At 46.6% G+C, this 25,218-nt stretch carries 19 protein-coding genes; 11 read left to right on the top strand and 8 right to left on the bottom strand.

What is annotated here, in order from left to right:
• Positions 1–19 precede the first annotated feature (19 nt).
• The 3 genes from AABW11_RS08070 to AABW11_RS08060 all read left to right on the top strand — a co-directional run bounded on the left by AABW11_RS08070 (position 20) and on the right by AABW11_RS08060 (position 3,434).
• Positions 20–1,270 carry an efflux RND transporter periplasmic adaptor subunit gene (locus tag AABW11_RS08070; protein WP_340104409.1) on the top strand — a complete coding sequence of 417 codons (1,251 nt, stop codon included), beginning with the start codon at positions 20–22 and terminating at the stop codon, positions 1,268–1,270.
• A gap of 333 nt (positions 1,271–1,603) precedes the next feature.
• Entirely contained in the window at positions 1,604–2,293 is a 690-nt protein-coding gene (locus AABW11_RS08065; RefSeq protein ID WP_340104407.1) for an ABC transporter ATP-binding protein, read from the top strand.
• A 142-nt stretch (positions 2,294–2,435) separates the two neighbouring features.
• Positions 2,436–3,434: a serine hydrolase domain-containing protein gene (locus AABW11_RS08060; protein WP_340104405.1), complete on the top strand. Its 999-nt coding sequence runs from the start codon at positions 2,436–2,438 to the stop codon at positions 3,432–3,434.
• 5 nt (positions 3,435–3,439) lie between these two features.
• Here AABW11_RS08060 and AABW11_RS08055 read toward each other — a convergent pair whose 3' ends face one another.
• Positions 3,440–4,825 (bottom strand): M28 family metallopeptidase, encoded by a 1,386-nt coding sequence (locus AABW11_RS08055; RefSeq protein WP_340104403.1) that lies wholly within the window; start codon positions 4,823–4,825, stop codon positions 3,440–3,442.
• Positions 4,826–4,954: 129 nt separating this feature from the next.
• Positions 4,955–5,164, bottom strand: coding sequence for a hypothetical protein (locus tag AABW11_RS08050; protein ID WP_340104401.1), 210 nt, complete (start codon positions 5,162–5,164; stop codon positions 4,955–4,957).
• 104 nt (positions 5,165–5,268) lie between these two features.
• Between AABW11_RS08050 and AABW11_RS08045 the strand changes: the two genes are divergently transcribed.
• Positions 5,269–6,492 (top strand): acetate/propionate family kinase, encoded by a 1,224-nt coding sequence (locus AABW11_RS08045; RefSeq protein WP_340104399.1) that lies wholly within the window; start codon positions 5,269–5,271, stop codon positions 6,490–6,492.
• A 122-nt stretch (positions 6,493–6,614) separates the two neighbouring features.
• On the opposite strand, the gene AABW11_RS08040 is transcribed toward AABW11_RS08045, so the two are convergent.
• The gene (locus AABW11_RS08040) at positions 6,615–11,078 is read right to left on the bottom strand and encodes a translocation/assembly module TamB domain-containing protein (RefSeq protein WP_340104397.1); all 4,464 of its coding nucleotides are present in this window, start codon (positions 11,076–11,078) and stop codon (positions 6,615–6,617) included.
• Positions 11,075–12,949 carry an autotransporter assembly complex protein TamA gene (locus AABW11_RS08035; protein WP_340104395.1) on the bottom strand — a complete coding sequence of 625 codons (1,875 nt, stop codon included), beginning with the start codon at positions 12,947–12,949 and terminating at the stop codon, positions 11,075–11,077. The genes AABW11_RS08040 and AABW11_RS08035 overlap by 4 nt, the downstream gene beginning before the upstream one ends.
• A 336-nt stretch (positions 12,950–13,285) precedes the next feature.
• Here AABW11_RS08035 and AABW11_RS08030 point away from each other — a divergent pair, with 336 nt between their 5' ends.
• The 4 genes from AABW11_RS08030 (at position 13,286) to AABW11_RS08015 (ending at position 16,080) form a co-directional block, all read left to right on the top strand.
• Entirely contained in the window at positions 13,286–13,882 is a 597-nt protein-coding gene (locus tag AABW11_RS08030; protein WP_340104393.1) for an SCO family protein, read from the top strand.
• A gap of 46 nt (positions 13,883–13,928) precedes the next feature.
• Complete coding sequence (locus tag AABW11_RS08025; RefSeq protein WP_340104391.1) at positions 13,929–14,393, top strand: copper chaperone PCu(A)C; 465 nt, start codon at positions 13,929–13,931, stop codon at positions 14,391–14,393.
• Between the two features lie 122 nt (positions 14,394–14,515).
• Positions 14,516–15,466: a matrixin family metalloprotease gene (locus tag AABW11_RS08020; RefSeq protein ID WP_340104389.1), complete on the top strand. Its 951-nt coding sequence runs from the start codon at positions 14,516–14,518 to the stop codon at positions 15,464–15,466.
• 128 nt (positions 15,467–15,594) lie between these two features.
• On the top strand, positions 15,595–16,080 hold the full coding sequence (locus AABW11_RS08015; RefSeq protein ID WP_340104387.1) for a DUF4199 domain-containing protein: 486 nt from the start codon (positions 15,595–15,597) through the stop codon (positions 16,078–16,080).
• Positions 16,081–16,378: 298 nt separating this feature from the next.
• Here AABW11_RS08015 and AABW11_RS08010 read toward each other — a convergent pair whose 3' ends face one another.
• Together AABW11_RS08010 and AABW11_RS08005 are read right to left on the bottom strand one after the other, a co-directional pair.
• Positions 16,379–18,184: a M61 family metallopeptidase gene (locus AABW11_RS08010; protein WP_340104385.1), complete on the bottom strand. Its 1,806-nt coding sequence runs from the start codon at positions 18,182–18,184 to the stop codon at positions 16,379–16,381.
• A gap of 136 nt (positions 18,185–18,320) precedes the next feature.
• The gene (locus AABW11_RS08005) at positions 18,321–19,541 is read right to left on the bottom strand and encodes a DmpA family aminopeptidase (RefSeq protein WP_340104383.1); all 1,221 of its coding nucleotides are present in this window, start codon (positions 19,539–19,541) and stop codon (positions 18,321–18,323) included.
• Positions 19,542–20,212: 671 nt separating this feature from the next.
• Between AABW11_RS08005 and AABW11_RS08000 the strand changes: the two genes are divergently transcribed.
• The 3 genes from AABW11_RS08000 to AABW11_RS07990 all read left to right on the top strand — a co-directional run bounded on the left by AABW11_RS08000 (position 20,213) and on the right by AABW11_RS07990 (position 23,492).
• Positions 20,213–21,397, top strand: coding sequence for a cystathionine gamma-synthase family protein (locus tag AABW11_RS08000; protein WP_340104381.1), 1,185 nt, complete (start codon positions 20,213–20,215; stop codon positions 21,395–21,397).
• A 326-nt stretch (positions 21,398–21,723) separates the two neighbouring features.
• Positions 21,724–22,893 carry an ArgE/DapE family deacylase gene (locus tag AABW11_RS07995; protein WP_340104379.1) on the top strand — a complete coding sequence of 390 codons (1,170 nt, stop codon included), beginning with the start codon at positions 21,724–21,726 and terminating at the stop codon, positions 22,891–22,893.
• Positions 22,894–23,147: 254 nt separating this feature from the next.
• Positions 23,148–23,492 (top strand): DUF6122 family protein, encoded by a 345-nt coding sequence (locus tag AABW11_RS07990; RefSeq protein WP_340104377.1) that lies wholly within the window; start codon positions 23,148–23,150, stop codon positions 23,490–23,492.
• A gap of 78 nt (positions 23,493–23,570) precedes the next feature.
• Here AABW11_RS07990 and AABW11_RS07985 read toward each other — a convergent pair whose 3' ends face one another.
• Positions 23,571–24,035, bottom strand: coding sequence for a hypothetical protein (locus tag AABW11_RS07985; RefSeq protein ID WP_340104375.1), 465 nt, complete (start codon positions 24,033–24,035; stop codon positions 23,571–23,573).
• Positions 24,036–24,281: 246 nt separating this feature from the next.
• A complete protein-coding gene (locus AABW11_RS07980; RefSeq protein ID WP_340104373.1) occupies positions 24,282–25,175 on the bottom strand; it encodes an MBL fold metallo-hydrolase in 894 nt (297 codons plus the stop codon).
• Positions 25,176–25,218 lie beyond the last annotated feature (43 nt).

Raw genomic sequence — 25,218 nt, 5'->3', positions numbered from 1 at the left:
GTGATTCCGAATTATGGGAATGGACAGAAAAATTGAAAAGAAATCGTTCGGTAAAGGTGCAATCGCGGCGTTTGTTCTTATAGCCGCAGCTCTCGCTTTATTCCTGTTTACGTACATTTTCCTTGATACGAGATCATCAGAAACGGTGAGCCGCGACCGAGTGATGATACGCGAAGTCACCCGCGATTCTTTCCAGGAGTATATTGAGGTCAGCGGTGTGGTGCAGCCGCTTCAGTCAACCATTCTGGATGCTGTGGAAGGCGGAGTTGTGCAGGAGGTCTTCGTTCAATCCGGTGAAACAGTAGAGGCCGGCGATACACTTTTGACACTTTCCAATTCCAGTCTTCAGCTTAATGTACTGCAGCAGGAAGCCGGTCTTTACGACCAGATCAACAACGTTCGAAATTCCCGCCTCAACCTGGAACAAAATAACCTGCGCCTCCGGGAAGATCTTGCAAGTGCCGAAACCCAGCTCGACCTGCTTCGGCCCCGGTTTGGGCGCGACAGCACACTCTACAGCCAAAAACTCATCTCGCCGCAGGAATTTGAAGAGACGCGTCAATCGTACCGTTTTCAGCAGCGACGCTACCAGCTCAATTATCAATCTTTTCAGAAAGACTCCCTCCAGCTACAAACGCAGCTTACTCAGCTCGATAATTCCGAGGAGCGGATGTGGAGGAGCCTCGAGGGCGTGCAGCAAATACTGGATAACCTTGTGGTAACAGCCCCAATATCCGGTCAGCTCTCAACGGTTGAACTTAACCAGGGGCAGTCTATCAGCCAGGGTGAACGTCTTGGGCAGATTGATCAAATGGATGGTTATAAGGTGCGGGTCAACATCGATGAATTCTACCTGTCTCGCGTAACAACAGGCCTGGAAGGAAGTTTCCCGTTTGCCGGCAACAGGTATAATCTTGCTATCACCCGCGTTTACCCGGTTATACAGGATGGAAGTTTTCAGGTTGATATGGACTTTACGGGAGACACACCCGATGGCATCCGCCGGGGCCAGACCGTGCGCGTGCGCCTCGAACTGGGCGATCAAACAGAAGCAACACTCCTGCCCCGCGGCGGATTTTACCAGGAAACCGGCGGCAACTGGATTTACCTAATAGATGAATCTGAAGAGCGCGCGTATCGCCAGCCCATACGGCTTGGACGGGGAAACACGGAATATTTTGAAGTCTTGGAGGGTTTAAATACCGGAGATAGTGTCATCATCTCGGGATACAATACTTTTAGTAATTATGATGTATTAGTTTTAGAATAATTACATTTAGAACCCTAAATCCTTGAGTTCGATTAATGAAATTTGAATGAAAGAATCCCCTTTACGCCCCGAGAGACCCCTTTCGGGGCAATCTCTCCGCCAGGCGGAAGAGTTTTATCCTGAACTTTCAAAAAAGTATAAATCGAATTCGAGTTAAAAAATTTAACCGCTTAAAACTGACATTTTTTTTCTACTTTCAAGACAACATCGTACGGGAGCCCCAAAAAAAATCAACTCCTGTTCTTAATAGATATGTTTAAAAAGGAATATCGGCCACGCTCGTCCACTGGTTCGGATTTGTGTGTAATATCAGCATCTACAAAACCGGTAATTATGATCCGTACCCAAAATTTAAAAAAGCTCTATCAAACTAAAGAGATAGAAACAACAGCACTGAATGGAATTAACATCAACATCAAGAAAGGCGAGTTTGTAGCTGTAATGGGACCATCGGGATGCGGAAAGTCTACACTTCTTAATCTCCTCGGGCTGCTTGATGAACCGTCGTCAGGCGATTATTTCTTCAACGATATTGATACATCCGGTTTTAATGAGCGGAAACGGGCAGCACTCCGTAAAGGCAATATTGGATTTGTCTTTCAAAATTTTAACCTGATCGATGAACTGACAGTATTTGAAAATATTGAGCTGCCGCTTATGTATATGGGGTTATCGAATGATGTGCGTAAAAAGAAAGTAGAGGACTCACTTCAACGAATGAGCATGATGCCCCGCCGTAATCATTTTCCTCAGCAGCTCTCAGGTGGCCAGCAGCAGCGCGTGGCCATTGCACGGGCAGTTGTTGCCGATGCAGATCTTATCCTTGCCGATGAACCCACCGGCAACCTCGATTCAGATCACGGCGATGAGGTAATGAATCTTCTGACGGAACTTAATCAGCAGGGAACAACCATTGTAATGGTTACTCACAGTCCGCATGATGCCGGTTTTTCTAACCGGAGAATTCATCTTTTTGATGGAGCCGTTATTGAAAAGCCGGCTGAAAAAGATTTCTACGTTTAAACCTCAGTGTATTAAATACTCTATCGCAGATTTTAAAAAACTGCCACTCATGAATATGGATGTGAGTTTGGCATGACCGGAACTTTTTTTACCCAAACACTCCTTAACATAGGTGTTGTATAAGTTAAACCAACATCTACATATGAGACTTTTTTTACTCATCCTGGCTGTGATCGGCACTTCCCATTCTACGTCAGTCGCTCAGCCGTCCACAACTGAACATCGCAACCTGGATCGTATTTTCAATATCGGCACCGTCCAGAGCCTGATGATTGAAAAAGACGGTGAGCTTCTTTATGAAGAGTTCCGTGACGGCATGACTCGTAATACCACCACAAACATCAAATCAGCATCAAAAAGCATCATCTCACTTCTTATGGGAATTGCAATTGATGAAGGTCATCTTGAAGGGGTTGATCAGACAATCGGTGAGTTCTTTCCGGATTATTTCGATCAAAATCCTAACCAGGCCAAAGAATCCATTACGATTAGAAACCTGCTTACGATGCGCAGCGGACTCGAAACCACAAGCTTTCATAATTATGGGCGATGGGTGATAAGCGATAACTGGGTCAGGTTTGCGCTTGATCAGCCGCTTGAAGAAGAAAAAGGCGGACAAATGGTTTACAGTACGGGAACATCGCATCTTCTTTCGGTAATTCTTACAAAAGCCACGGGAATGAGTACGCTCGAATTTGCCAACGAACAACTGTTTGGCCCGATGAATATCAGTGTAGGCGGCTGGGACCGCGATCCGCAGGGATACTATATGGGCGGAAATAACCTTGCCATCAGCCCGCTTGCGCTTCTGAAAATTGGCAATTTAATCTTAAATGGCGGTGTCTATAATGGCGAACAGATTGTGCCTCAATCCTGGATCATGGACTCAATCGACATTTATACACGAAGCGTCTACAACGATTATGATTACGGCTATATGTGGTGGCGAAAACAAGTTGACGGACATGATATGATCTTTGCCTGGGGCAACGGCGGGCAGTATATCATGATTCTCACTGAATTTGAGACTGTAATAAGTATTACCTCCGATTTAGAAAGAAGCAACGGCTCACGGCAATATCAGCGCCAGATATTTACGTTTATTGAAGAGCAAATATTGCCTTATTTACGGCAATCATAAACACACTACTCCCGAAACGGCATCGGGAAAACCGGAATACCTACATGGCCGCCATTGCTTACCGACCGGACACCAAACACCCAATTATCTTTTGAAATGTTTTTTAACCTGATATGGGTTTTTGGGCCCACAAACTTTTTATACTGCCAAACAGGAGACGTAGTTTCTCTCCAAAGGACGTCATATCCGGCAAGATTTTCAGATTCGGAGGGACTCCATCGCAGACGGGTGTCGTTCTCAAGCTCCGACACATTAATACCAACATTTGCGGGCGGTTTAGGGGACCGTGCAAGATTAGCGAGCGCAGAAAGATTCGTTTCCGTCACACGCTTCACGTAATCATAATCGACGAATTCGGGAAGGTCGCCATATTGAATGCCATCGGCTTCACGCACATCCTGATGCTGGTGGCGATAGTCCTCATGGGGTTCTGAAAACCTAACGGCCGGAAATCCATGCTCTAAAAAAGCCAAGTGACCGCCCCCTCTCAAATAGCGATCGGCCCTGTAGATCAGCCAGACGTCCAGATCCTCGAGGTAGCTCTCAGACACTTCTTTGATGGTTCTTGCAAGTTGGCGCGTCGGCATATCGCTTTCCCCACCCGTTTGCAGGTAACGGACAGTTTCCATATCGAGCCTTTCTTGTACCGGAATTCCCGAAGCGAACAGTCTTACCTTGTTTGGATCAGACAGATGTCCATTTTCCGCTTTATGATTTCCGATGATATCGTTCGTAATCATACCTGCAATATTCATTCCTTCGGAGGCGGCTTCAGCCGCCCATTGGCGAGCCCCAAGCCCTCCCTGCTCTTCACCTGCCACAGCCATAAACACCAGCGTAGCCCGGAAATCGTAGTCTGACATTACACGAGCCAGTTCCATCACAGCCGCTGTGCCTGATGCATCATCATTTGCTCCCGGGGCCGGTGATTCAGAATCCATCACATGAGACGCCCGTGAATCATAATGGCCGCTGACCACAAATATGCGATCGTCAGCCGGATCGGTTCCAGGGAGTGTCGCCACGATGTTTACAATATCGACGGCTTCATGAATACGGTGGGTGGGTTCCTGCCTGAACCTATGGTTTTCAACAATAAGTCGGCCCCCGCTCTGCCTGCTGTATCGATCCATTCCCTGTTTGATCCAGCGCCGGGCCGCGCCGATTCCAAACGTATCACTCTCTGTGTCAGACAGTGTATGACGGGTACCGAATTGAGCAAGTGTTTCGATAGTAGCTTGAATTGTATCAACCGAAACACTCTCCATCATTTCTATGATGTCTGGGTCGAGATTACTAAGCTGCAATCGATCGGTCTCCCGCTCAAAATAAGTACATGCCGCTCCTGCGGTGACTAACAATAATGCTATAAGAGGCAACAAGTTACGCATAACACTGATGTAAGTTAATTTTCGTACTTGATAATCTCTTATAACGCCGCAACAGTCAAGACGCAAGATGTTAAAAGATGGTTTGGTTTATTAACCGGGATTTACAAAAAATCACAACTTTCAGCCTTTTCATTCATCTTCTTGCATCATCTTCTTCTTTTTGAGCATGTAGAATATGGCAACTCCAACAGTGACAAGCGCTGAGACCACTGTTAATTCAATTACCGTACTATTGAGATGTGAAAAAGATTCAGGCTGAATGAGATACTGAATGTATTTAAAGAGGGCGCCGGCGGTAAATGCCGCAATGTAGATGAGTAGTAATGTTCGGATTTTCACAAAAAGATTAATTTTATTAATGTCTTCATACGTGTATTACAATCGGAGTGTATGTTTCCGGCTATTTGAGCGGCACAACCATCAAACTATAATTCACTTTTTCCATGCTTGTACTTGTCATAAACTGCGGAAGCTCGTCTGTTAAATATAACCTGATTGACACATCTGACGAAAGAAATCTTTGCAAGGGGCTGGTTGAGCGTATCGGTGCCGTCACTTCTATAGTAAAACATGAACCTGAGGGACAGCGTCACACAAAGAGCACCCGTACCATTGCCAACCACAGTGAAGCTCTGCAGGAGATCATGAGCTACCTCCTGGATCCCGATAACCAGATTATTGAGTCGCCGTCGGACATCAAAGCTGTGGGCCACCGGGTTGTGCATGGCGGCGAGATGTTTAAGGATTCTGTACTTATTGATGATGACGTAACCAAGGCTATTGAACAGGCATTTGACCTGGCACCACTTCATAATCCTCCGAATTTGAGAGGAATCCAGGCTGCTCAAAAGAACTTACCTGACATTCCCCACGTAGCCGTATTTGATACCGCCTTTCATCACTCGCTGCCGAATAAGGCGTTTCTCTACGGAATCCCCAACCGGCTTTACCGGCGCTACAAAATTCGTAAGTACGGCTTCCATGGAACGTCTCACTATTTCGTAAGCCGGCAATACTACAAAGAGACAGGGGAAAAAGCTCAGGATACTAAAGTTATCACGTGCCACCTCGGTAACGGCGCATCCATTGCGGCAGTTGATGGGGGTAAATCGGTTGATACATCCATGGGGTTCACACCGCTTTCGGGCCTGGTGATGGGTACCCGAAGCGGTGATATAGACCCGTCGATTCTTTTTTATCTCATCGAAAAAGAGGAGCTGACACTCGCTAATGTCCATGCGCTTTTAAACCGGCATAGCGGACTGCTCGGGGTGAGCGGTTACGCCAGCGATATGCGCGACCTCATCGAAGAGGCAGACAATGGTGACCGCCGCTGCCAGCAGGCAATCGACCTGTTTTGCTATAAAATCAAACAGTATATAGGGTCTTACATTGCCACGATGAACGGTTGCGATGCCATTATATTTACGGCCGGAATCGGTGAGAATGCCCCGCTTATCAGGCAGGAATCACTGGCAGGGATGGATTACCTGGGTATTGAAGTGGATGAGGAGAAAAACACTAATGCAGAACGCGGTACTGTTCAGAAAATAAGTACGGACTCTTCCAAAACTGACGTGTACGTGATACCTACAAACGAAGAGCTCGTCATTGCGATTGATACGGCCAAAATTGCGCAGGCGGCAGATCAGTCGCCGTGGGTTTAGATGGTAGATTGTAGATAGATGTAGATGCACTTTAAAACTTTCTTTTTGCATTGTTCCACTTCACACTACCTAATTCCCAATTTTCCCAATTCACTAAATTCTCAAACAACGAATCAACCAAATCAATAATCCAGCTTCCATCTCAAATCAACTCCCTGGCGGCTGTCGTCGCCCTGGGTGATGATCAGCTCCAGGTTGTCGCGCAGCATATACTCCAGTATAAACAGCGTTTTGGGAGTCGTACTTATTTCATTGACAAGCGCAAAAAATGTTTTCCTGTTCAGGTACCATCCGGTAAGTATTGATGTGTTGCTGTCGGAACTGGTACGCGAATTATCAATCTGTACCACATCAATTCCAAGCCGCTGAGAGGCGAGCATTTCTACGCGATCAAGCAGTACATCAAGAGCCACATCGGTAGCGCTCGGTCCGCCGCCACTTCCCGCAACAGCCTGTTCCCAGGAATCAAGTTCGTAAAAAGGTTTCCCAAAAATAGTGTAACTGAAAATATCCTGAAGTTCCATTTGAGGCTCACTATCGAATCGGAATTCGGGATCCTGTGCCGTTCCCTCTATGATATAGAAGATTTGCACATCGGTACTCGCCTGGGGCGGCTCATAAACCGTTCGAATATTCAACTCCGGATTCTCTACCTGTCCGGAAAACGTAACAGTAGCTTCATCAACCTCAAAGTTTTTACCAAGTGGCCGGGCATATCCTCTGACACCCTCCAGCTGACCAAACATTTGAAGATCACCGCCGGACTGCTTCAAAAGATCCACTTGTCCGTCGAGCTCGATTTCCATATCGAGATATTGCCGGTTTCGAATAAAAAACTGCCGTGTGAAAGCCACACTCACTTCAATATCCATATTATCGTAGAAATCAATGGGTTCAGATTCTTCCTCTTCTTCTAAAACAACATCCTCAACGGCTCTTTCCCCGAAATTCTCAAGGAATACAAAGCCGTTTAAAAATGAGAGGGATCCCCGCAGCTGAGGTTGTTCAATCGTACCTGTGATATTCGACTCAAGATCTACAATAGCTTTATACACCTGCGTATTTACAGCCTGAAACTGAGTACCCCTAATTGAAATATCAATATCACCCGGCTCAAGATTTTCAATTGCTACCGTCCCCGATGCCCTGATCCGTCCCGGACCACTGCGTACACTAAACTGCTGCAGATTTACAATATCGGATGAAAATGATACTCTGCTGCCAATGTCTGACAGTGTTATACCCGCCTGTACAATCCGCATTGAACCCCGAGTTAATTCAAGCGAGCCATTTGGCTGGAGGTCTCCCAAAGTCCCGCTAACGCTCACCTCTCCGTTGAGCCGCCCGGCTACTTGCCTCACCATTTCGCGGTTCACAAAATCATTCACAATCGCCAGGTTGAAATTTTGTGTCTCAAGATCAATTTGCAGGCTGTCATCATCTGATGGCAGCACTACTTCAGCTTTTCTCAAGTCGAGTTTAAAAGGCACAAGGGAGTCAAAATCGAGGACGCGCTCATTTCGTGATATGACGGAGCCTGAGAACCCAAGATTTTCCTGTTCATGATCGTATAGCATATCCACATTTACTGAATCGATGGGCACGCCTGAAACCCGCCCATTTCTGAATTTAAGTTCACCCTCAAATTCCGGAATACCCGCTTTTCCGGTCATTTCACCATCAAACGTTATCATACCGGAGGTTTCCTGTACAAGTTCACCGGGCATAAATGAAAGCCAGTAGTTTGCTTCTGAGCGGTTTACATGAAATTCACCCTCAATTTCACGATCAAAAAACTGGTCATCGAACGTGAGCGGATCACCCGGTAAAAACGGCACTTTAGCACTGCCCCGCAACAATTCGGAGTTTTCATGCCAGCCAGCGAGGGAAATATTGAGCCATTCATTTTCAATATCTCCGGAAAAACGGAGCGAATCCATCTCTCCTTTTTCAAAACTCAGGGACGACAAGAGCCCGGTTGACTCAAGAGCCAGCGAGTCCGGTGTGCTGCTCAGCTGTATATATGCCGACAAATAACCGTTCACCATCTCTTCACCCATCAATGTTCGCTGAAGAACCCCGACATTCAGGTTTTTTGCATTCAGCCCTGCGTTTTGTCTCAGGCTGTCTACATGAGGTGCCCATGCTTCCAGGAAGGAATATTCGTCTTCAGTTTGAAGCCGAAGCGTGTCTACACGTAATACATCATTCCGGTACTGTATGTCGAATGGTTTATTAAGGTTCAGAACCCGAACCGGTGTTTCAAATGCCAGGCTATCTGTGGTCAGCAGCACTCTTTCGTCATTAAACCGATAGTTACCTGAATGCGAAAGCCGGCTCTCTTCATCATTTACCAGGTTAAAACTGACGCTGCCAAACGTATCTCCTTCTGTGATGCGGGCAGAGGCTGTCATTTTAAAATCCTGAATTTCCTGGGTCATTACTACTGGCCCCGTCATTTCGAGCCTTGCATCAATTTCCGGCTCATCCAATAAAAGAGCGTTGACACTACCTGTTATTTGTTTTGATGAAAATAGGGTGTCGACCTCCACTTCCTCCAGCAGTAGATTACCATTAAACTCAAGCTCTCGATTTCCATTTCGCTCGAGATGCCCATCAAGTGACCCTTTTACAATAAGTTGATCAACGCCAAGAAGCGGTGCAAAAGGGTAGAGATCTTTTATCTGCGCTGAAAAGTCAAGCCGGTTTTCGAGGTCCGTGTAATCTGTGAGATGCTGACGGAGTGAAAAATCTCCATCGGCAATGGGGCTTTCAAGCAGTGCATTTTCTATAAATAAGATTTCATCACTGATTCGAAAATCAGCACTCAGCGAATCTATAGGCTGCCCGTTAATAATTGTAGAATCGAGCTGAGCAGTCGCCGTCATTTCAAGATTCTCAATATTAAACGACCGTCCCTCACCCTGCAAATGACCGTTGATATAAGTTGGAAGTTCTTCCAAGCCGTTAAAGTCAGCCGCATTCAGCTCTTCAAGATACAGGTCGAACTGGTAGCGGGGCATTGACCCCGCCCATTCATTGACGGTGGCATTAGCCCTGGCAATGCTTTCATTTACACGCCCCTTCCACTCTCCTGATATTTTACGAGGTGATACCTGTCCCTTAAAAGTGAGTTCTGAAAATGCTTGTTCTCCAAAACTGCCCTCATCCACGGTAAGATTAAGCTGGCTTTGTAAGTCGGATTGTTGCACACCTTCTCCCTCTACATCAAGGTTGAGCGACAGCTCACTATCGAGCGCCGGGTCGTTCAGCCACACGGCCAAATTCATGCCTACGGTGCTGACACCGGCATTCCATTTCGGAACTTCAGAAAAAATATCCGACGCGTTAACCGACATTAGTATTGATTCTGATTCTTTGCTTGCTGAGCCGGCAAGTTCAGCTACACCCCGGTTGAGGCTGTAGTCAAACTCCGCCTTATCCAATGAATATTCCAAAACGGACAGGTCGTCTACCTGAAAAGATCCCTCCCAGCCGGCAAATGACGGTTCCATCAGATTAACTTCACCGAATCCATCAAGCCGTGCATAATTCAGATTGGGCAAGGTTGAATCTCCCATCAACTCCCGGCCGTTTAATTGATTGAGCTCCAGGGTTAGCTCTTTTACCAGGTATGGATCAGAAATATCGGTGCGTGCGCTTGCCGTCAGATTCCCACCGGTGCCGGCATCGACAGACAGGCTCGTTTCAAAATTTTCAAAATCTCCCTGGAAGGAGATACCTATATTCAGATTTTGTCGAAGCGGGTACTCTTCAAGGTAGGCCGACACATCTCTTTCAGAGAGTGGTGTTAATGCAACATTACCGGTCAGTGACTCCTGGTTAAGCATTTGAGCGTTTGATTGAAGAAGTGTACGCCCGGTGTTGATAACCAGCGATTCCAGGGTAATTTGCTCGTCCATGGCCACCGCCTGCATCGATACGTCAACCGGCGACGGCAGCCTGCCTTCGCGTATCCTAAGATCAAGTTCATCAACAGATGCATACCAACGATCCGGGAATACTTCAGCGGCGGCCTGAAGGTTGATGTTCTCGAGTTCCAGGAATCCATCAGGCAACAGAATATCTGAGTTCACGTACAGATTGGTTTGCTCCAAAAGAATCCTATTAACTTCCCAGTAGAGCGTGCCCGATTCTTCGGCAGTTGTATCAGCCGGAGGTGCGAGACGCTGCACATTCCAAACAGAGTCGGGACCCTGCACAAAATTCCCGTCCATACCCGATATTCGCAATAGATCGAGGCGGTATGGTTTCATCAAAAGAGATGGTAATGTGTAGCGAACTTCGGCAGAATCAACATACACCACTTGGTTGCTATCGGCATCTCTGACATCGATGCCATACACGGTAAACCCAAACAGAAGATCCCCCTGCATACGATCGATAGCAAGTTCTCCATTGAGCTGATCATTGGCCTGTTCAACGGCAATCTCACGGACATACGAAAGCAGCCAATCGCTTTTGAGTGTCATCCGTACTCCGGCTGTAATCGTCACTATAATCAGCAGTGCGATCATCAGTTTTAGAGGAAGCGAAAGTTTCTTTTTAGGTTTCTGTTTTGTCAAAATGCCTGCCCTATACTAAAGTGAATTCCTATTCTATCCCACGCATTGCTGCTGCCCATATCGCCAAAAATTCCAAGATCATCTTCCGTCGGATTCACTTTATAACCTACATCAATCCTAACCGGTCCAATTGGCGATTGGTACCTGAGCCCCCCACCAGCTCCAAACTGCAGCGGGCGATTATCTACCCGTTTGATTTCGCGCCAGACCTGTCCGCCATCAAGAAAAAGCCCCATTCCAAATCCATCAAATAGAAAATTTAATTGTTGCCGCAGCTCTACATTAAATGTAAACATTGCACGACCGCCGGTTGGCACATAACCGTCGAACCCGCCATCATCAAACGATGGCCGCTTTGGGCCAAGCTGCTGCCTGGACCAGCCGCGCACGGAGTTCGTGCCTCCCGTAAAGAAACGAATGTTTGCCGGCAAACTATCAGGCTGGGAGTAAAAAATAGTGCCTGTATGAATCCTGGTAGCCAATTTGGTGCTTCTGGACAGAGGTAAGTAATGACGGACATCAAGCGTCAGTTTTTGAAATGTGAATGTACTTTCTCCAAATGTCCCCGAAAATTCCGCTGAAGGCTGAACCACCCAACCTTCCGGATCTCGCGTGACACGCTGGCTGTAGTAGCCTGAAAACAGCAGAGACGAAACGTTATAGCCCAAAATTGTATCGGGCAAGCTCACTTCCCCACCTCTGGAAGATTCCTCGTTGAATGAAAATTCGTATGAGACAGTTGCTGTTTGAGCCCGTTTAATCTGATATATTAAACTGTTTGAAATACCTGCCCGCATGAGTTCATATGCCGGCTCGAGTCGCCTTTGGCCATATGGAGATGAGACAAAACTACTCCGGGTGTTAAACACGTAAGGAATGAGATAGTTTGCACCAAGGCGCTGTTCAATGAAAGAACCCCTGGCATTGAAACCCAACCGGTGGCCATTCCCGGAAATGTTCCGGTTCTGCCAGTTTACCTGCCCTCTGAGATATTCTTCACTACCAAACCCCACCGTTGCCTCAACGGTACGAAGCGGATGTTCACGCACACGTACCCTGATAGCGAGCGTAGAATCCTGTTCTTGATCCGGAATCGTAATCGTTGCAAACCGAAACAGGTGGTGTCCAAATATCTGGCGCTGTGATTCCTGGATTTGGCGACTGTCGTACATATCACCTATATCAACGGGCATCTCACGAGCTACTATTCGTTCCGGAACTGATTCTACGCCTTCAAACATGAAATCACTGAAATAGCTTTTTGCTCCCGGCCTCATCACTATTCGAACATCTGCGCTTTTGGCAAGTGAATCAATATCCGCTTCTATGTCCACAGAAGCCCATGGAAACCCATGGTTTTCCATAATCTGGGTGAAACTTCCAACCACATCTGGCCGGCGAATGGTCTCGAACCGGTTCCCTTCCTGAAAGTCATGATTTTCAATTCTGCGCTGAAAAGATCTCTCACCTCTCAGACTTTCGGCTGTTGCAGAATCTGCATCAACTACCACGCTGGATGATGATATCCGAATTGGCTCACCTTCACGAATCCGGAATACTATATTTCGCTGCCACTCCCGGCTGTCTGCAGTATGTTCTACATCCACCTGAACCTGATCATATCCGCGGCGTTCATAATATCGAATAATCCGGATGCGGTCCCGCCGCAATTCCGTCTCATTCAGGGCGTAGTCATCAAGCCGCCTGAAAATTTTCCGGAGCAGATTTGGCTCTTCAGTGGCGATGACCTGGCTGAGAACAATGCCCGAATAGCTATCGTTACCTTCAAAAGAAACATTCCAAACAACGGGATCCTTTTCTTCCTGGAGAATCGAGTTTGCCAGCAGGGGACCGCCCTGAACTAATAGCATAAGCAAAATAAATAGAGCGCTGTGCTTACTAAAAGACCCGATTTTTAATTGGCTTTGGCAGTAAATTCTCAATAGATGTTGGTTAATCATTCAAAATTATAAAATACACTATTTACAACAAATGTTAAGCCAACTAAATTATAAGGCCTTAGAAGTCTTCGCCCACCACGTCTCTTTTCAATCGTTTATTCTCAGAACACGATCAATAACAAACCCACAACTTTCACTGATGGACAGCGTTGTTGGTACTATACTCTTCACAAATTGTTCACTCATTTGCCGTATCTTAGGTTTTAGAAACAAAAGTCGCGCTATACGCTTATTACAAATTCCCCTATGCATCTCACTAAATTAAATGCCGGTAGTAAAATTCTGGTCGCTCTAATCGTTGCATTGTCGCTTCAGAGCTGTGGTCCTGACAGGCTTGATGATTACGGCGGCGAATCGTTTTTTCTTGTAAACCAGGACGGACAAGAGGTCACATTTCCAGATGACTTTGAAGGCGCCCCCCTGATTGTTGGATTCATCTACACAAACTGCCCGGATATCTGCTCGTTTATTACTGCAAATGTGCGAAGAATAGAGAACGCAGGCACCTATCCTGATGGCACACAGTTTGCGCTTATTACGTTTGACCCCGAACGCGACAGGCCCGATGTTTTAAAAAGTTATGCGGCAGCGTTTGAGATGGACAAAGCCCCGTATCAATTCTTGACCGGAAATCCGGAAGAAATTGAACGGCTGATGAAGAGGGTCAGTGTTCGTAAGGCAATCAGCAGTGAACAGGAAACTGAAAATGGTGACTCCGTTTACTTTCTCAGTCATTCAGATAAAATTTTACTCCTTGACTCGCAATCACGGCTCGTATTTGATTATGGCGGCAGTATGACGCCTGTTGATATTGTAGCCGAAGATCTCAGCCAGTTACAGTAGCTAAGTCCATCCGTTTACAAAACGTAATCCATTAACTCAAAGGACCATGAAATCACTTTATTTCGGTACACTCATAATTTTTATTTTATTGATTTTCACAGCTTGCCAGCAGAAATCAGATAACCAGGCGTCTACAAATTTGATGGAAGGTGAAGGAATTGAGGTCGTTGATCCCTGGGCAAGGCCGGGTGCAGAGGGACGCATGAGCGCCGCTTACTTTTTAATAAGCAATTTCAAAAGTGAAGACGATGTGTTGATTTCTGTTGAAACTGACGCTGCACAAAACGCGGAGGTTCATGAATCGTACGAACGCGAAGAGGGAATGATGAGCATGCGGGAAGTCCCGCAACTTGATCTGCCGGCTCAGTCAACTGTTCGGTTCGAGCAGGGCGGGCTGCACGTGATGTTAATGCAGCTCAATCGTCAGCTTTCCGATGGAGATACGTTTGAACTGACACTTACATTTGAAAATAATGAGCCTGTTACCGTTGAGGTCCCGGTCCGGCTTTAGCTAATAAAGAGTAACTAATTTTTGAATATTTACAACGTCCCGGTATTTATTGTCGGGCTGTAAAATAAATCACGATCACTGCCTTTTTTATGTATTGATTGATGATTTAAAGATTTACTGTGATGAGCGACACCCTGAAATACATTATCCTTATTTTCATTACCATGTTTTTAGCGGCGGGGGTTTATATTTTTCAGCCCATTTCAGCTGGTGTTGAAGCTTTCAAAAAAACAGCTCCCTGCAGCCAGCCGCTTCGCTACTCAATAGGCACCATCGACCCTCGATTTTCTATTTCTCAGCCTGAACTCGAGGAAGCGGTTCACATTGCCGTTAACACCTGGAATTCCGGTACAGAAAGGCCTCTTCTATCGAAAAGTGATGGCAGCCCACGATCGGGAGATATTGTGATTCGGCTTGTTTACGATGACCGACAGGAGCGAACCGACCGTGAAATCCGGTTCAGGGAGCGCATTCGTTCTCAACAAATCAGGCTCGACCGCCGGCAGCTTTTGCATCATGAAAAGCGAGAGACATTTGAAGAGCGGTCACTGCAATACAAGAAATTAGCTGAACGCACGTCAGATAGCTTAGGCAATCTCAATGCATGGGTAGAGGAAAAAAACGACAACGGCGGGTTTGCTGGCACAGACCTCGAAGAGCTTGAGCGGAGAAAAGAAGAGGTGACAAATGCCCAGGAGCAAATCAGGCGTAAGCAGCAGGAACTTGATCTGCTTGCCCGTGCAATCAACCGTGAAATGGACGAGCTCAACGGTAAATTTGACGAGCACAATGATTTAATCAAGCGGTATAACGAAGAATTTGCGGGTGACCTTCGGTTTGCCAAAGCTACCTATCAAAAAATAAATGACGGGGGCGTGGTTACCGTCAATCAATTTATGAATAAAAAAGAACTCACCTTGATTCTCGCACACGAACTGGGTCATGCTCTCGGATTAGACCATCTTCAGCTGCCGGAATCAATCATGCACAGCCAGATGGGTGCCCAAAAACTCAATCCCGGCATTCAGCTTACCCCGGAAGATATAGACGCTGTTCGCCTGCTGTGTCATTGAACTCTCTGCAATGCGCCATAAAAACGAGCCGAATTCTGTTCACAACGTTAGTATGACAAAATTTGGTTTTTGTATCATTTCCTTTTTTGATGTACTCTTGAATTGACCGCTCAACATAATAACAGGAGATGGAAAAGTTAAAAACAGAGATAAAATGGGGCTGTATATTCACAGCTGTTATGCTGATCTGGATGGCGTTTGAACGCATGATGGGATGGCACGGGGAGCAGATCGAACAACACGCAATGATGAGCATGATCTTTGCAGTTTTTGCTGTAGGAATTTATATACTCGCTCTATTGGATAAGCGTAATAACCATCTAAACGGCTCCATGACATGGAGCCAGGGATTCGTCAGTGGATTTTGGATTACAATGGTTGTTGTGGTTCTAAGCCCGCTCGCTCAGCTTTTGACACACACGATAATCACACCGGATTTTTTCGATAATATGAGTGCCTATGCAACTGAATCGGGCATGATGAGCAGGAAGGATGCAGCATCGTATTTTAGCCTGAAAAGTTATCTCATTCAGTCGACTGGCGGAGCGCTGGCGCTTGGGATTGTCACGTCTGCTATAGTGGCCATTTTTACGAAGAAAAAGGATCAGCAATAAAAAAGTTTACAGAAAATTTTGAACACTTATTAACAGATACATCTCTGATCCTTTTTCCAGACCGGTAAGTCTCTGATTTACTGCAGCCTATCAAATCACTCGGTTAAGGTTAATAAATAGCTATGAATAATCATAGCTATTATCCCCTAAATGCAAGAAATTCTAATAAAAAGTATCATGATTGATAAACTTTATTTTTCACTTGTCCAAATCCTGCAATCATTATTAGTCTAAACTAAACTGATATCAGAACATTTATCCTTACAAACCCCACGCCCTGCTGAATATTTTTCTTTATTTATTCAGAATCAAGCCACTCATTCCTGCGGTTTGTGGCATCAGAACCTGAAGCTTGATCGATTCCCGTGGATATTGAAGGATCCGCGATGAGCTGCACCTGAACCGTCCTTCTTTCACCCCATCGTTCAACTATTACTTGTACGTTTTCCCCTGGCTCGAAGTCCGCCATAAGCTCTTCGATACTGCCAACATCCTGCAAAGAGTGGCCGCCGATGGAAAGAAGTCCATCTCCCAGCTCAATTCCCGCCTCATACAGGGGTGATCCTACAATTGCGTTTGACTGTAAAATACCCCGGCCGCCTTCAATGCCAACACGTGTTCCAAGGGTTGCACGATCAGGATTTGACTGCCCGAATGCCACGCCGACAAATTCAAGTAAATGTTCGAAATCGGGTATCTGGCTATCAAAAATATACTGGTTAAAAAAGGAATTTGAGAACTCTTCAGTTGTATAATCAGCGAGCGCTGCTTGTATATCCCGGACTGAATATGGAATCTCGGTTACCCCGTACCGATGCCACATCAGCTTCATAAAATCGTCCAGGTTTTTCCCATTTTCCATTTCTCGAAGGCTAAGGTCGAGTGCCAGGCCAAGCACACTTCCGTACGTATAATATGAAATAAATGTGTTCTCCCGGTTCACGGGATCCACCGATCGAGCGGCATCCACAAATGGAGCCTGGTAGCTCATCTCGATCGGGTTATGATACTTTCTTCCGGGTGAGTTGATCACATAATTGAGTCCGCCAGCCAATCCTTCAACATACTCATCTGGAGTCTGAATACCGGCACGTGCCAAAATCAGTCCGGTGTAGTAGCTGGTGAATCCTTCTGCAAACCAGAGCTCGCCGCTCATATTGGCATTTTCGAAATCAAACGGCTCCAGCGATGCCGGCCTGATCCGCTCCACATTCCAAACATGAATAAACTCGTGAGATACTGTGCCGATGCTGGTTTCGGCCAGTGGCTCGTCAAGTGGTTTTGAGTTCGTAACTATAGTTGAGTTTCGATGTTCCATTCCGTCGCGGCTGGCGTTCGGCATAAAACAGTTGAGGAACGTGTATTCACCGTAATCAAACCGCGGAAGCTCGCCGAATACGTTCTGCTGACTCTCCACGATGGCGATCACTTTGTCAAAATAGACGTCAACTTCAGAAGCCATGGCGCTTGTATGAAGCGCCATGCGGATATTTTGTCCATTTACCACCTGCTCACGCATGAAGAAGTCGGCGATTTCCACAGGGCTGTCTAAAAAGTAGGCCAGGTCTGGCGCATAATACCTGTTTGCCTCCAGATGCTGCAGCTGCGTTGCCACTTTCCAGTTCAGGTCATCCCGCGTGTGAAAGGTGATTTCAATAGGCCGGTGTTCATAGCCTCGCGCCCATGCAAATGTGGCCGGCATATTGAGATGAGCATGGGTTTCATCAACCTGGGAATAGGTTCCGTCGCCCCGGTTAGCAAATAGTGTATAGCTAAATGTAACAGTTCCATTATGACCGCTCACATTCCATTGATGCGGGTTTGGCCGGGTGATCTCAAGCTCATCACCGTTTTCGTCTACAGCCGAGACTGAGTAGACATTCTTGGCAAATTCGTGCAGCGCATACCGCCCCGGCGATGTGCGGCTCATGCGAACTTCAAGGACCTTGTCTTCAAGATTGGTGTAGTGAATTTCAACTTCAGCTTCGTGATGAACCGCATTTTCAAATGAAATCTCGTAATGAGTGGTGGTTTGTGCCTGCAGATTTGCGGCTGTAAATATGACGAAAAGGAACGAGCAAAGAATGGGAAATCGGAGCTTCATACATGAGATTTAATGGTTTCAGATGACAGCCAAATATGAGCACCCCCTGACTGAAGTGCAAATGGTGTGTTGTGCCAAGACCTGTCAGGTTTTGAAAACCTGACAGGTCTTGACTTATTTCAAAATTGCCGAATTATCAGTCAACCGCATTGTACGTCTCCATAATCTCCATCACAACATCAACCGGCAGGGCGTCCATCTCGCTACCGTCGTGGCCGGTCATGGGTTCAGCCATGAAGAGTGAGTTGAGGATGGCTTCCTCCGTCGCCTCTACAGTCGCCAGAAACAGCGGGCTCATGGCTGAGTTGCTTAGTTCGGTCCGCTCGATAGTATCTTCATCAGAATCAACAGATCGCCGTACATCCTCGTGCGTGGAAAACGCGATCACGTAATCGCCGCTGCCGTTGGATGCAAATCCGCCGGTACGGGCAACACCAAGCATTGCCCGTTTGGCAAGCCGCTCCAGGTTTCGGGAGGTAAGCGGGGCATCGGTCGCCACGATAATCATGATTGATCCGTCTGCATCAAAGTCATATCCATCTGTCGTTTCAGTACTTGCCGTTGATGGCCGGGCACCGGAGGTCGAGCCTGAACTCACTTCATATGGCACATCACCCGACATATAATGATTTCCAAGCTCTTCTCCCACCGGAACACCATCAACCGTCAGGATTCCGCCAAAATTCGACTGTACCAGTACACCCACCGTATAACCTCCGCGGCTTTCCGGCAGCTGGCGTGATGAGGTCCCAATCCCTGCCTTGAAACCCAGTGCCCGGGTTCCCGTTCCGGCTCCCACATTTCCTTCGGCCACCGGACCGCTGCCGGCAGCTCCAATAGCGCTGTACACGTCATCGGTCGACACAACCCGTGCCCGGATATCATTCAAATACCCATCATTGGTCTCACCCACAACGGGGTTCACAGATCGCACGCGTTCATTTCCGGGCTGATGGAGCACATAATCCGCTACGCCTTTAGCCACATCAAAAATGCTGAGCGTATTGGTGAGCGCAAGGGGCGTTTCAAGCTCACCCAGTTCCCGAACCTGTGTAAACCCAAGAGCTTTGCCAAAACCGTTGCCCACGTAAACAGCCGCCGGCACACGATCTCTGAACAGATTTCCATCATGCGGAAGTATAGCGGTCACGCCGGTTCGTGTGCTTTCACCTTCTATCATTGTGTGATGACCCACCATCACACCATCCACATCTGTAATAGCGTTAAGCTTGCCCGGCGTCAGGATTCCAGGTGTGATTCCTAATTCCCGAGCACGCTGGCGGTCTTGTGCGCAGATGATATCAAAAATTAAAAGGGACAAAAACACGGCAAACAGAATCTTTAGCAGGTGTTTCATAATGGGTTTTGGTGATTGAAATTTATCATTGCATGACTTCTGCTTTCATAATAAAAAGCTCATCCATCAAAAACCTGATTTACAAAGTTTATAGCGTTTAGGCAGGCTTTCTTTATTACGTTTTTCAATTGTATACTTTTGCCTGACATGAGAAATGTGTACTGATTTTTTTTACTGCTGCCAGGTCTCTAAAATGTGACATTACCGTCTCGAAAAGCTGATCCGGCCTCACGAAACACACCCCTCGGCTTGAAAATCTGCGTACCGCATTTTTCAAGTCCATTTCCCCTCTCGAGAGGGGATTACACGGTCTTTAAAATATTACCAAATTCAGAATGAGTCAGAATTGATTTCTGAAATTTCTCGTAATAAACCTTTGCAAATAAAAGCTACTAATATTGCATAAGCACATGTTTAACCAAATATTTCGACAAGTCAATTTGAGCATTGCTAATTAAAAAGTAACGAGTCGTAAATTCCCTCTTAAGAGGGGAAAAGGATGTGAAAATGGTTGAAAATCAATTTTCACACCGAGGGGTGTGTCGAATGAGGCAAGACGTTTCATAACCCGTCTTCTCCACAAAACTAATATTGAATTGGAAGGCAAGCTTCAAATTATCATATTCATGCTCTGCAGTACATCCTCTCACGCATTTTGAACTAATTATCAAATGGATCTAAAAAAACACAAACACGGTACAGCATCTGTTTGGGCCGGTGAATCGCAGCTTTTTCAGGAAGGCAGCTCAACGGTGCCTATTGTCAACACCGTCACATACGCCTATAACGATTTGGATGAGTGGTATGATGTGGCCAGGGGAAAGAAAGCCGGGCACATTTACAGCCGAAATACGAATCCGACGGTGGCGGTACTGGAAGAGAAAATTCGTCAGCTTGAAGACGCGGAAGCTGCCACCTCATTTTCGACCGGCATGGCGGGCATCAGCAATACGCTCTTCGCGCTGCTTGAACCCGGCGACAGGGTGGTATCCATCAAAGACAGTTATGGCGGAACCAGCAAGATGTTGCTGGAATTTCTGCCGCGGCTCAATATCGATGTGGAGCTTTGTGAGACCGAAGATCACGAGCAACTGGAGCGGGAAATTGCAAAAGGTTGTACCATGGTTTATCTGGAATCACCCACTAATCCAACACTAAAAATTATTGACCTGAAGCGAATCGCATCGGCAGCGAAAAAAGCAGGAGCTATTGTCGTGTCCGATAACACCTTTGGATCCCCCATCAACCAGAACCCGCTTGCACTTGGTGTGGACCTGGTAATTCATAGCGCCACAAAATTCCTGGGCGGCCACTCCGATACATTGTGCGGGCTTGTCTGCGGCAAGAAAGAGTTGATTCAAAAAATCTTCGATTACCGCGAAATCACCGGCGCCACGCTCCATCCGGAAACTGCGTATAACGTTATTCGAGGCATGAAAACGCTCGAGCTTCGCGTAAATCGCCAGAATGAAAATGCGATGGCTATTGCAAAATATCTGGATGAGCATCCGAAAGTGTCACAGGTATATTATCCCGGGCTGGAGAGTCATAGAGGCCACGACATCGCGAAAAAACAGATGCGCGGGTTCGGCGGCGTGCTCAGTTTTGAGCTAGAGGGTGGTTACGACCATGTGAAAACGCTGTTGCATAATCTCAAATTTGTCCATCTTGCCGCAAGCCTTGGATCCGTGAGCACGCTTGCGGGCCCGCCCCGCACCACGAGCCATGTTGAACTATCTGAAGAGCAGCGAAAAGAGCTGGGCATTTCCGAAAGCCTGATTCGCTATTCCGTAGGTATTGAAAATTCCGAAGATCTGATAGACGATTTAAGACAGGGCCTCGATTTGATTGAATGATGAATGAACCAGGATGGTCACGGTATGAATTCGCTGTATCCGGTGAATTGGTTAGGCTTTATTTAAGCCTATGACATTCAAAATTATAGTTCTGAGCCTGACCAACTCATCCGATGACGTGAAGTCAGCGGATGAGGATTTTGATTTCATGCTTGCCAAAGTTCGATTAAAAAATATGGGAATAATGGTTTAAGCAGTCCGGAAAGTGCGTTTGTTTAGTAAATTCATTTATAATACTGTCATAACGGACTTAGATCCGATATCTCCTGCCTTTTTTGAACTGTTAACGTGTAAATTAATAATGATATTAACACAGTCTCATTGCGATGCCTGATCTAAAAATTGACACCCCCTTCACCACCCAAACCCTCCAAAAACTCGTTCAGATCAATTCCATAAATCCGGGCCTCGACCCAGATGGACCGGGCGAAGAGGAGATTGCCTCATTTATTTACGATACGCTGAACAATCTGTCTGTTCCCTGTGACATCGAAACGGTGTCACCCGGACGTGTAAACGTAACGGCCCGGATAGCCGGAAAAGGGGATGGACCCTCGCTCATGCTCAACGCCCACACCGATACTGTTGGTGTTTCAGGGATGGAGGATCCTTTTTCGGGTCGGATTGAAGGAAACCGCCTCTACGGCAGGGGGTCTTACGATATGAAAGGGAGCATTGCCGCTATTCTTGGAACGGCTAAAGCCATCAAAGAAAATAATATTCAGCTTAAAGGCGACCTCATTCTCTCGTTCGTGGCTGATGAAGAACACGAAAGTATTGGTGCGCAGGCACTCGTCAATAAAATTACGGCTGATGCGGCTATCGTCACCGAACCCACCGATCTGAACCTTTGTCTCGCTCACCGCGGGTTTGGCATATTTAAAATCACAACCGACGGAAAAACCGCGCACGGCGGGCGGCATAAACAGGGCGTTGACGCCAATATGAATATGGGCTTGGTTCTCGCCGAGCTGCATCAGCTGTCTCAGCGCCTGCCTGATGAAAACACTCACCCACTTTGTGGCGAGGCTTCACTTCACGTTCCGCTCATATCGGGCGGACGCAGCCTGTTTGTCTACTCCAATCAGTGCACCATTCATGCCGAGCGGCGAACTATACCGGGCGAAACGCTAGATCAGGTTACAAAAGAGCTTCAGACTGTCATTGATAGGCTGAGCAATAAGCATCCCAATTTCCGGGCCTCGCTTGAAACAGAGATTTGGCGAAGTCCATATGAGGTTGATTCATCATCAGACATCGTTTCAGCAACAAAGGAAGCAGCAACAGAACACCTTGGTAAAGTTCCCGATATTATTGGCCACACCTGGTGGGAAGATTCTGCTATATTTGGGGAAGCCGGCATCGAGTCTGTCATTATTGGCCCTAAAGGCGGCGGAATTCATGAAGATGTGGAGTGGGTGGAGCTTGACTCTGTTCATCTGCTCGCTGAAATTCTTTATAAAACGGCTATCAATTTTTGTATAAAAGAAGGGTAGTCCTTCAAGCCACGGTACAAACTCTGAACTGAATAATGACGATAATTTCGTCTTTCTATCTCAATTCATTGCCAAAAGGCACTGCTCGAAAGAAAAGCCTTGGGCACAAAGCCAGTGATTTTGTTAAAGTTCAAGGCCATCCGCCGGCTTGCGGAGAAACCGGAGCGTCCGTCAGCCGACGGACGTGAGCATTTCGATTTCACGATAACGCCGAAATTTGACAAAAGCACGGTTTTACAAAACTCTCTACCGACATGATTCATATCATTCTGCACTTTATAATTCCCCTTATGATCGCCTTTGGTTTCTACCGTAACCGCTGGCGCAACGCAGCAGTGATTATGATTGCCACTATGATTGTCGATGCCGATCACTTGCTGGCTGATCCTATCTACGATCCCAATCGATGCTCTATTGGATTTCATCCGCTGCACACAACTCCTGCTATCGTGCTCTATATTTTAATGTTTGCTCTTCCGCTTGTTTTCAGGAAAAAAGATAACGGGACCGGCTTTCTTTCCGCATCCCGAACAGTTCACCTTGCAGGCCTGGGGCTGCTGATCCACATGGCTCTCGACTGGATCGACTGCATGATTTGATATAAAGCGTTGATGGATGTTGTATAAAGCTGAGCAGGCGGAGTGGCATCATGCAAAGACAAGCTCGGCCACTTTACATCATTCAATAACAGTACTAAACTCCACGTCTGAATCTTTGCACCGCGATCTCAGCGCATATCCCAATTCATTTAGTTTGTCTTTCCGCCGAAGTACAAAGGGTATTCTGATATAATCCGTGTTTCCGGTCGATTTATATTCTGCCCGAATTTCTCCGCGATTTAGATTGATTCGCTTTACCTTTTCAAAATCAATTTTCTTAGGCTGGAAGGTCCCTTCTGTTTTTACGCGATTTTGGCTTACTACTACTGATGGATACCTTATTTTGAAATAATCAAAAGACAAGCCAAAGCCCTGAATCATCATGTACAAGCCAGCGGGCAGATAGAAAAACCACATGTCAGGCAAGTCACCATTCCAAAATGCCACTAAATGAACGGCAACTATAAGCGTACCAAGCACACCTACAATTCCATGCCAGGTTTTTATCAAAAAAAGATTAGGATGAATGCTAGTGTAATCCATAAATGATCATTTAAGTGTTGGGCTGTTGTCCATTGAGCTACAATATCGAGAGTGAAGATGTTTTTCGGCTGCAGGAATAATCAATTCCCGGTAGTTGAACAGGTCTCCCCGCTGCAACACTCTTCTACATTTATTCCGCATGCGGCACACTGTCCATGGCCGTGAACCCATACAAGCGGCGCTAGCTGCCCACAATAAAGGCAGCGACGTTCATGCGTAGTATGTGCACGAGATTGATGTAATCTGCTATCCATTGTCTTCTGTGAGTTCACGGTAAGCAACATCAAGATTTCTTGAAAGTGAAAGAAAATCACTCGGGCTTATAAAGTCCGGGAATTCATCAAATGAATTTACGTTCGTTATTTCATCACGACTTCGGCCGGCATCTATCCCGGCTTGTGTGTGCTCCAGAAGTTTAGACAGAAAATCGCGTTTGTGCAAGAGATCATCCGCGGATCCGGTCACGCCAAATTCCGGATTTCCATGCCCAAAGATAAACTGCGTATCGTTATCAGCTTCATCAACAACCGTCTCTAAAACCGTAATCCAGTTTTCAATCGAGGCACCGCTCCCCCGATCGATGAACGGGTATAAGCGATTGAACATTAAATCGCCCATATGGGCTACGTTGGCCTCTCGGAACCAAGTAACGGAATCGCCCGAGGTATGTGCATGTCCGTAATATTTGATGTGAACCATCTCGTTTCCGAGATCAATCTCGTGTTGCTCGGCAAAGGTCTCTTCTGCAGCAACAACAGTGCTTCCATCATCGGCCGATTGACGCTGCAATACCGGCACACGCTCATGTGCGATAATTCTGTAGCCTGACTCCTTAAATGTGCTATTTCCAGATGTATGATCACCGTGGTGGTGGGTGTTGATCAAAAAGGTTTCGGGGCCGCCGCCAAACGAATCGATGCCGCCCAGAAAATCCGCTGCTGTCTGTGCATATTGCGAATCGATGGCAAGCGTCACATCATCTGAAACATACCAGCCAATGGTTCCACCCCGCATCGTAAAAATACCGGTGCCGCCTCGCAGCTCCGTAAACGCGGAATCCTGGAACAATTTCATTTTAGGAAGAAGTGCCGTTCCTGCTGAGATCAGCGCAACGCTTTTAAGAAAGTCGATTCGTTTCATGAAGGTAGGTTGATTGGGGTTCGATTATGTTAAAAAAAATGCT

The organism is Rhodohalobacter sp. 8-1, from assembly GCF_038150125.1.
Classification (GTDB): domain Bacteria; phylum Bacteroidota; class Rhodothermia; order Balneolales; family Balneolaceae; genus SW132.
The sequence above is the reverse complement of the archived record's forward strand: the minus strand, read 5'-3'. Positions and strand labels throughout refer to the sequence as shown.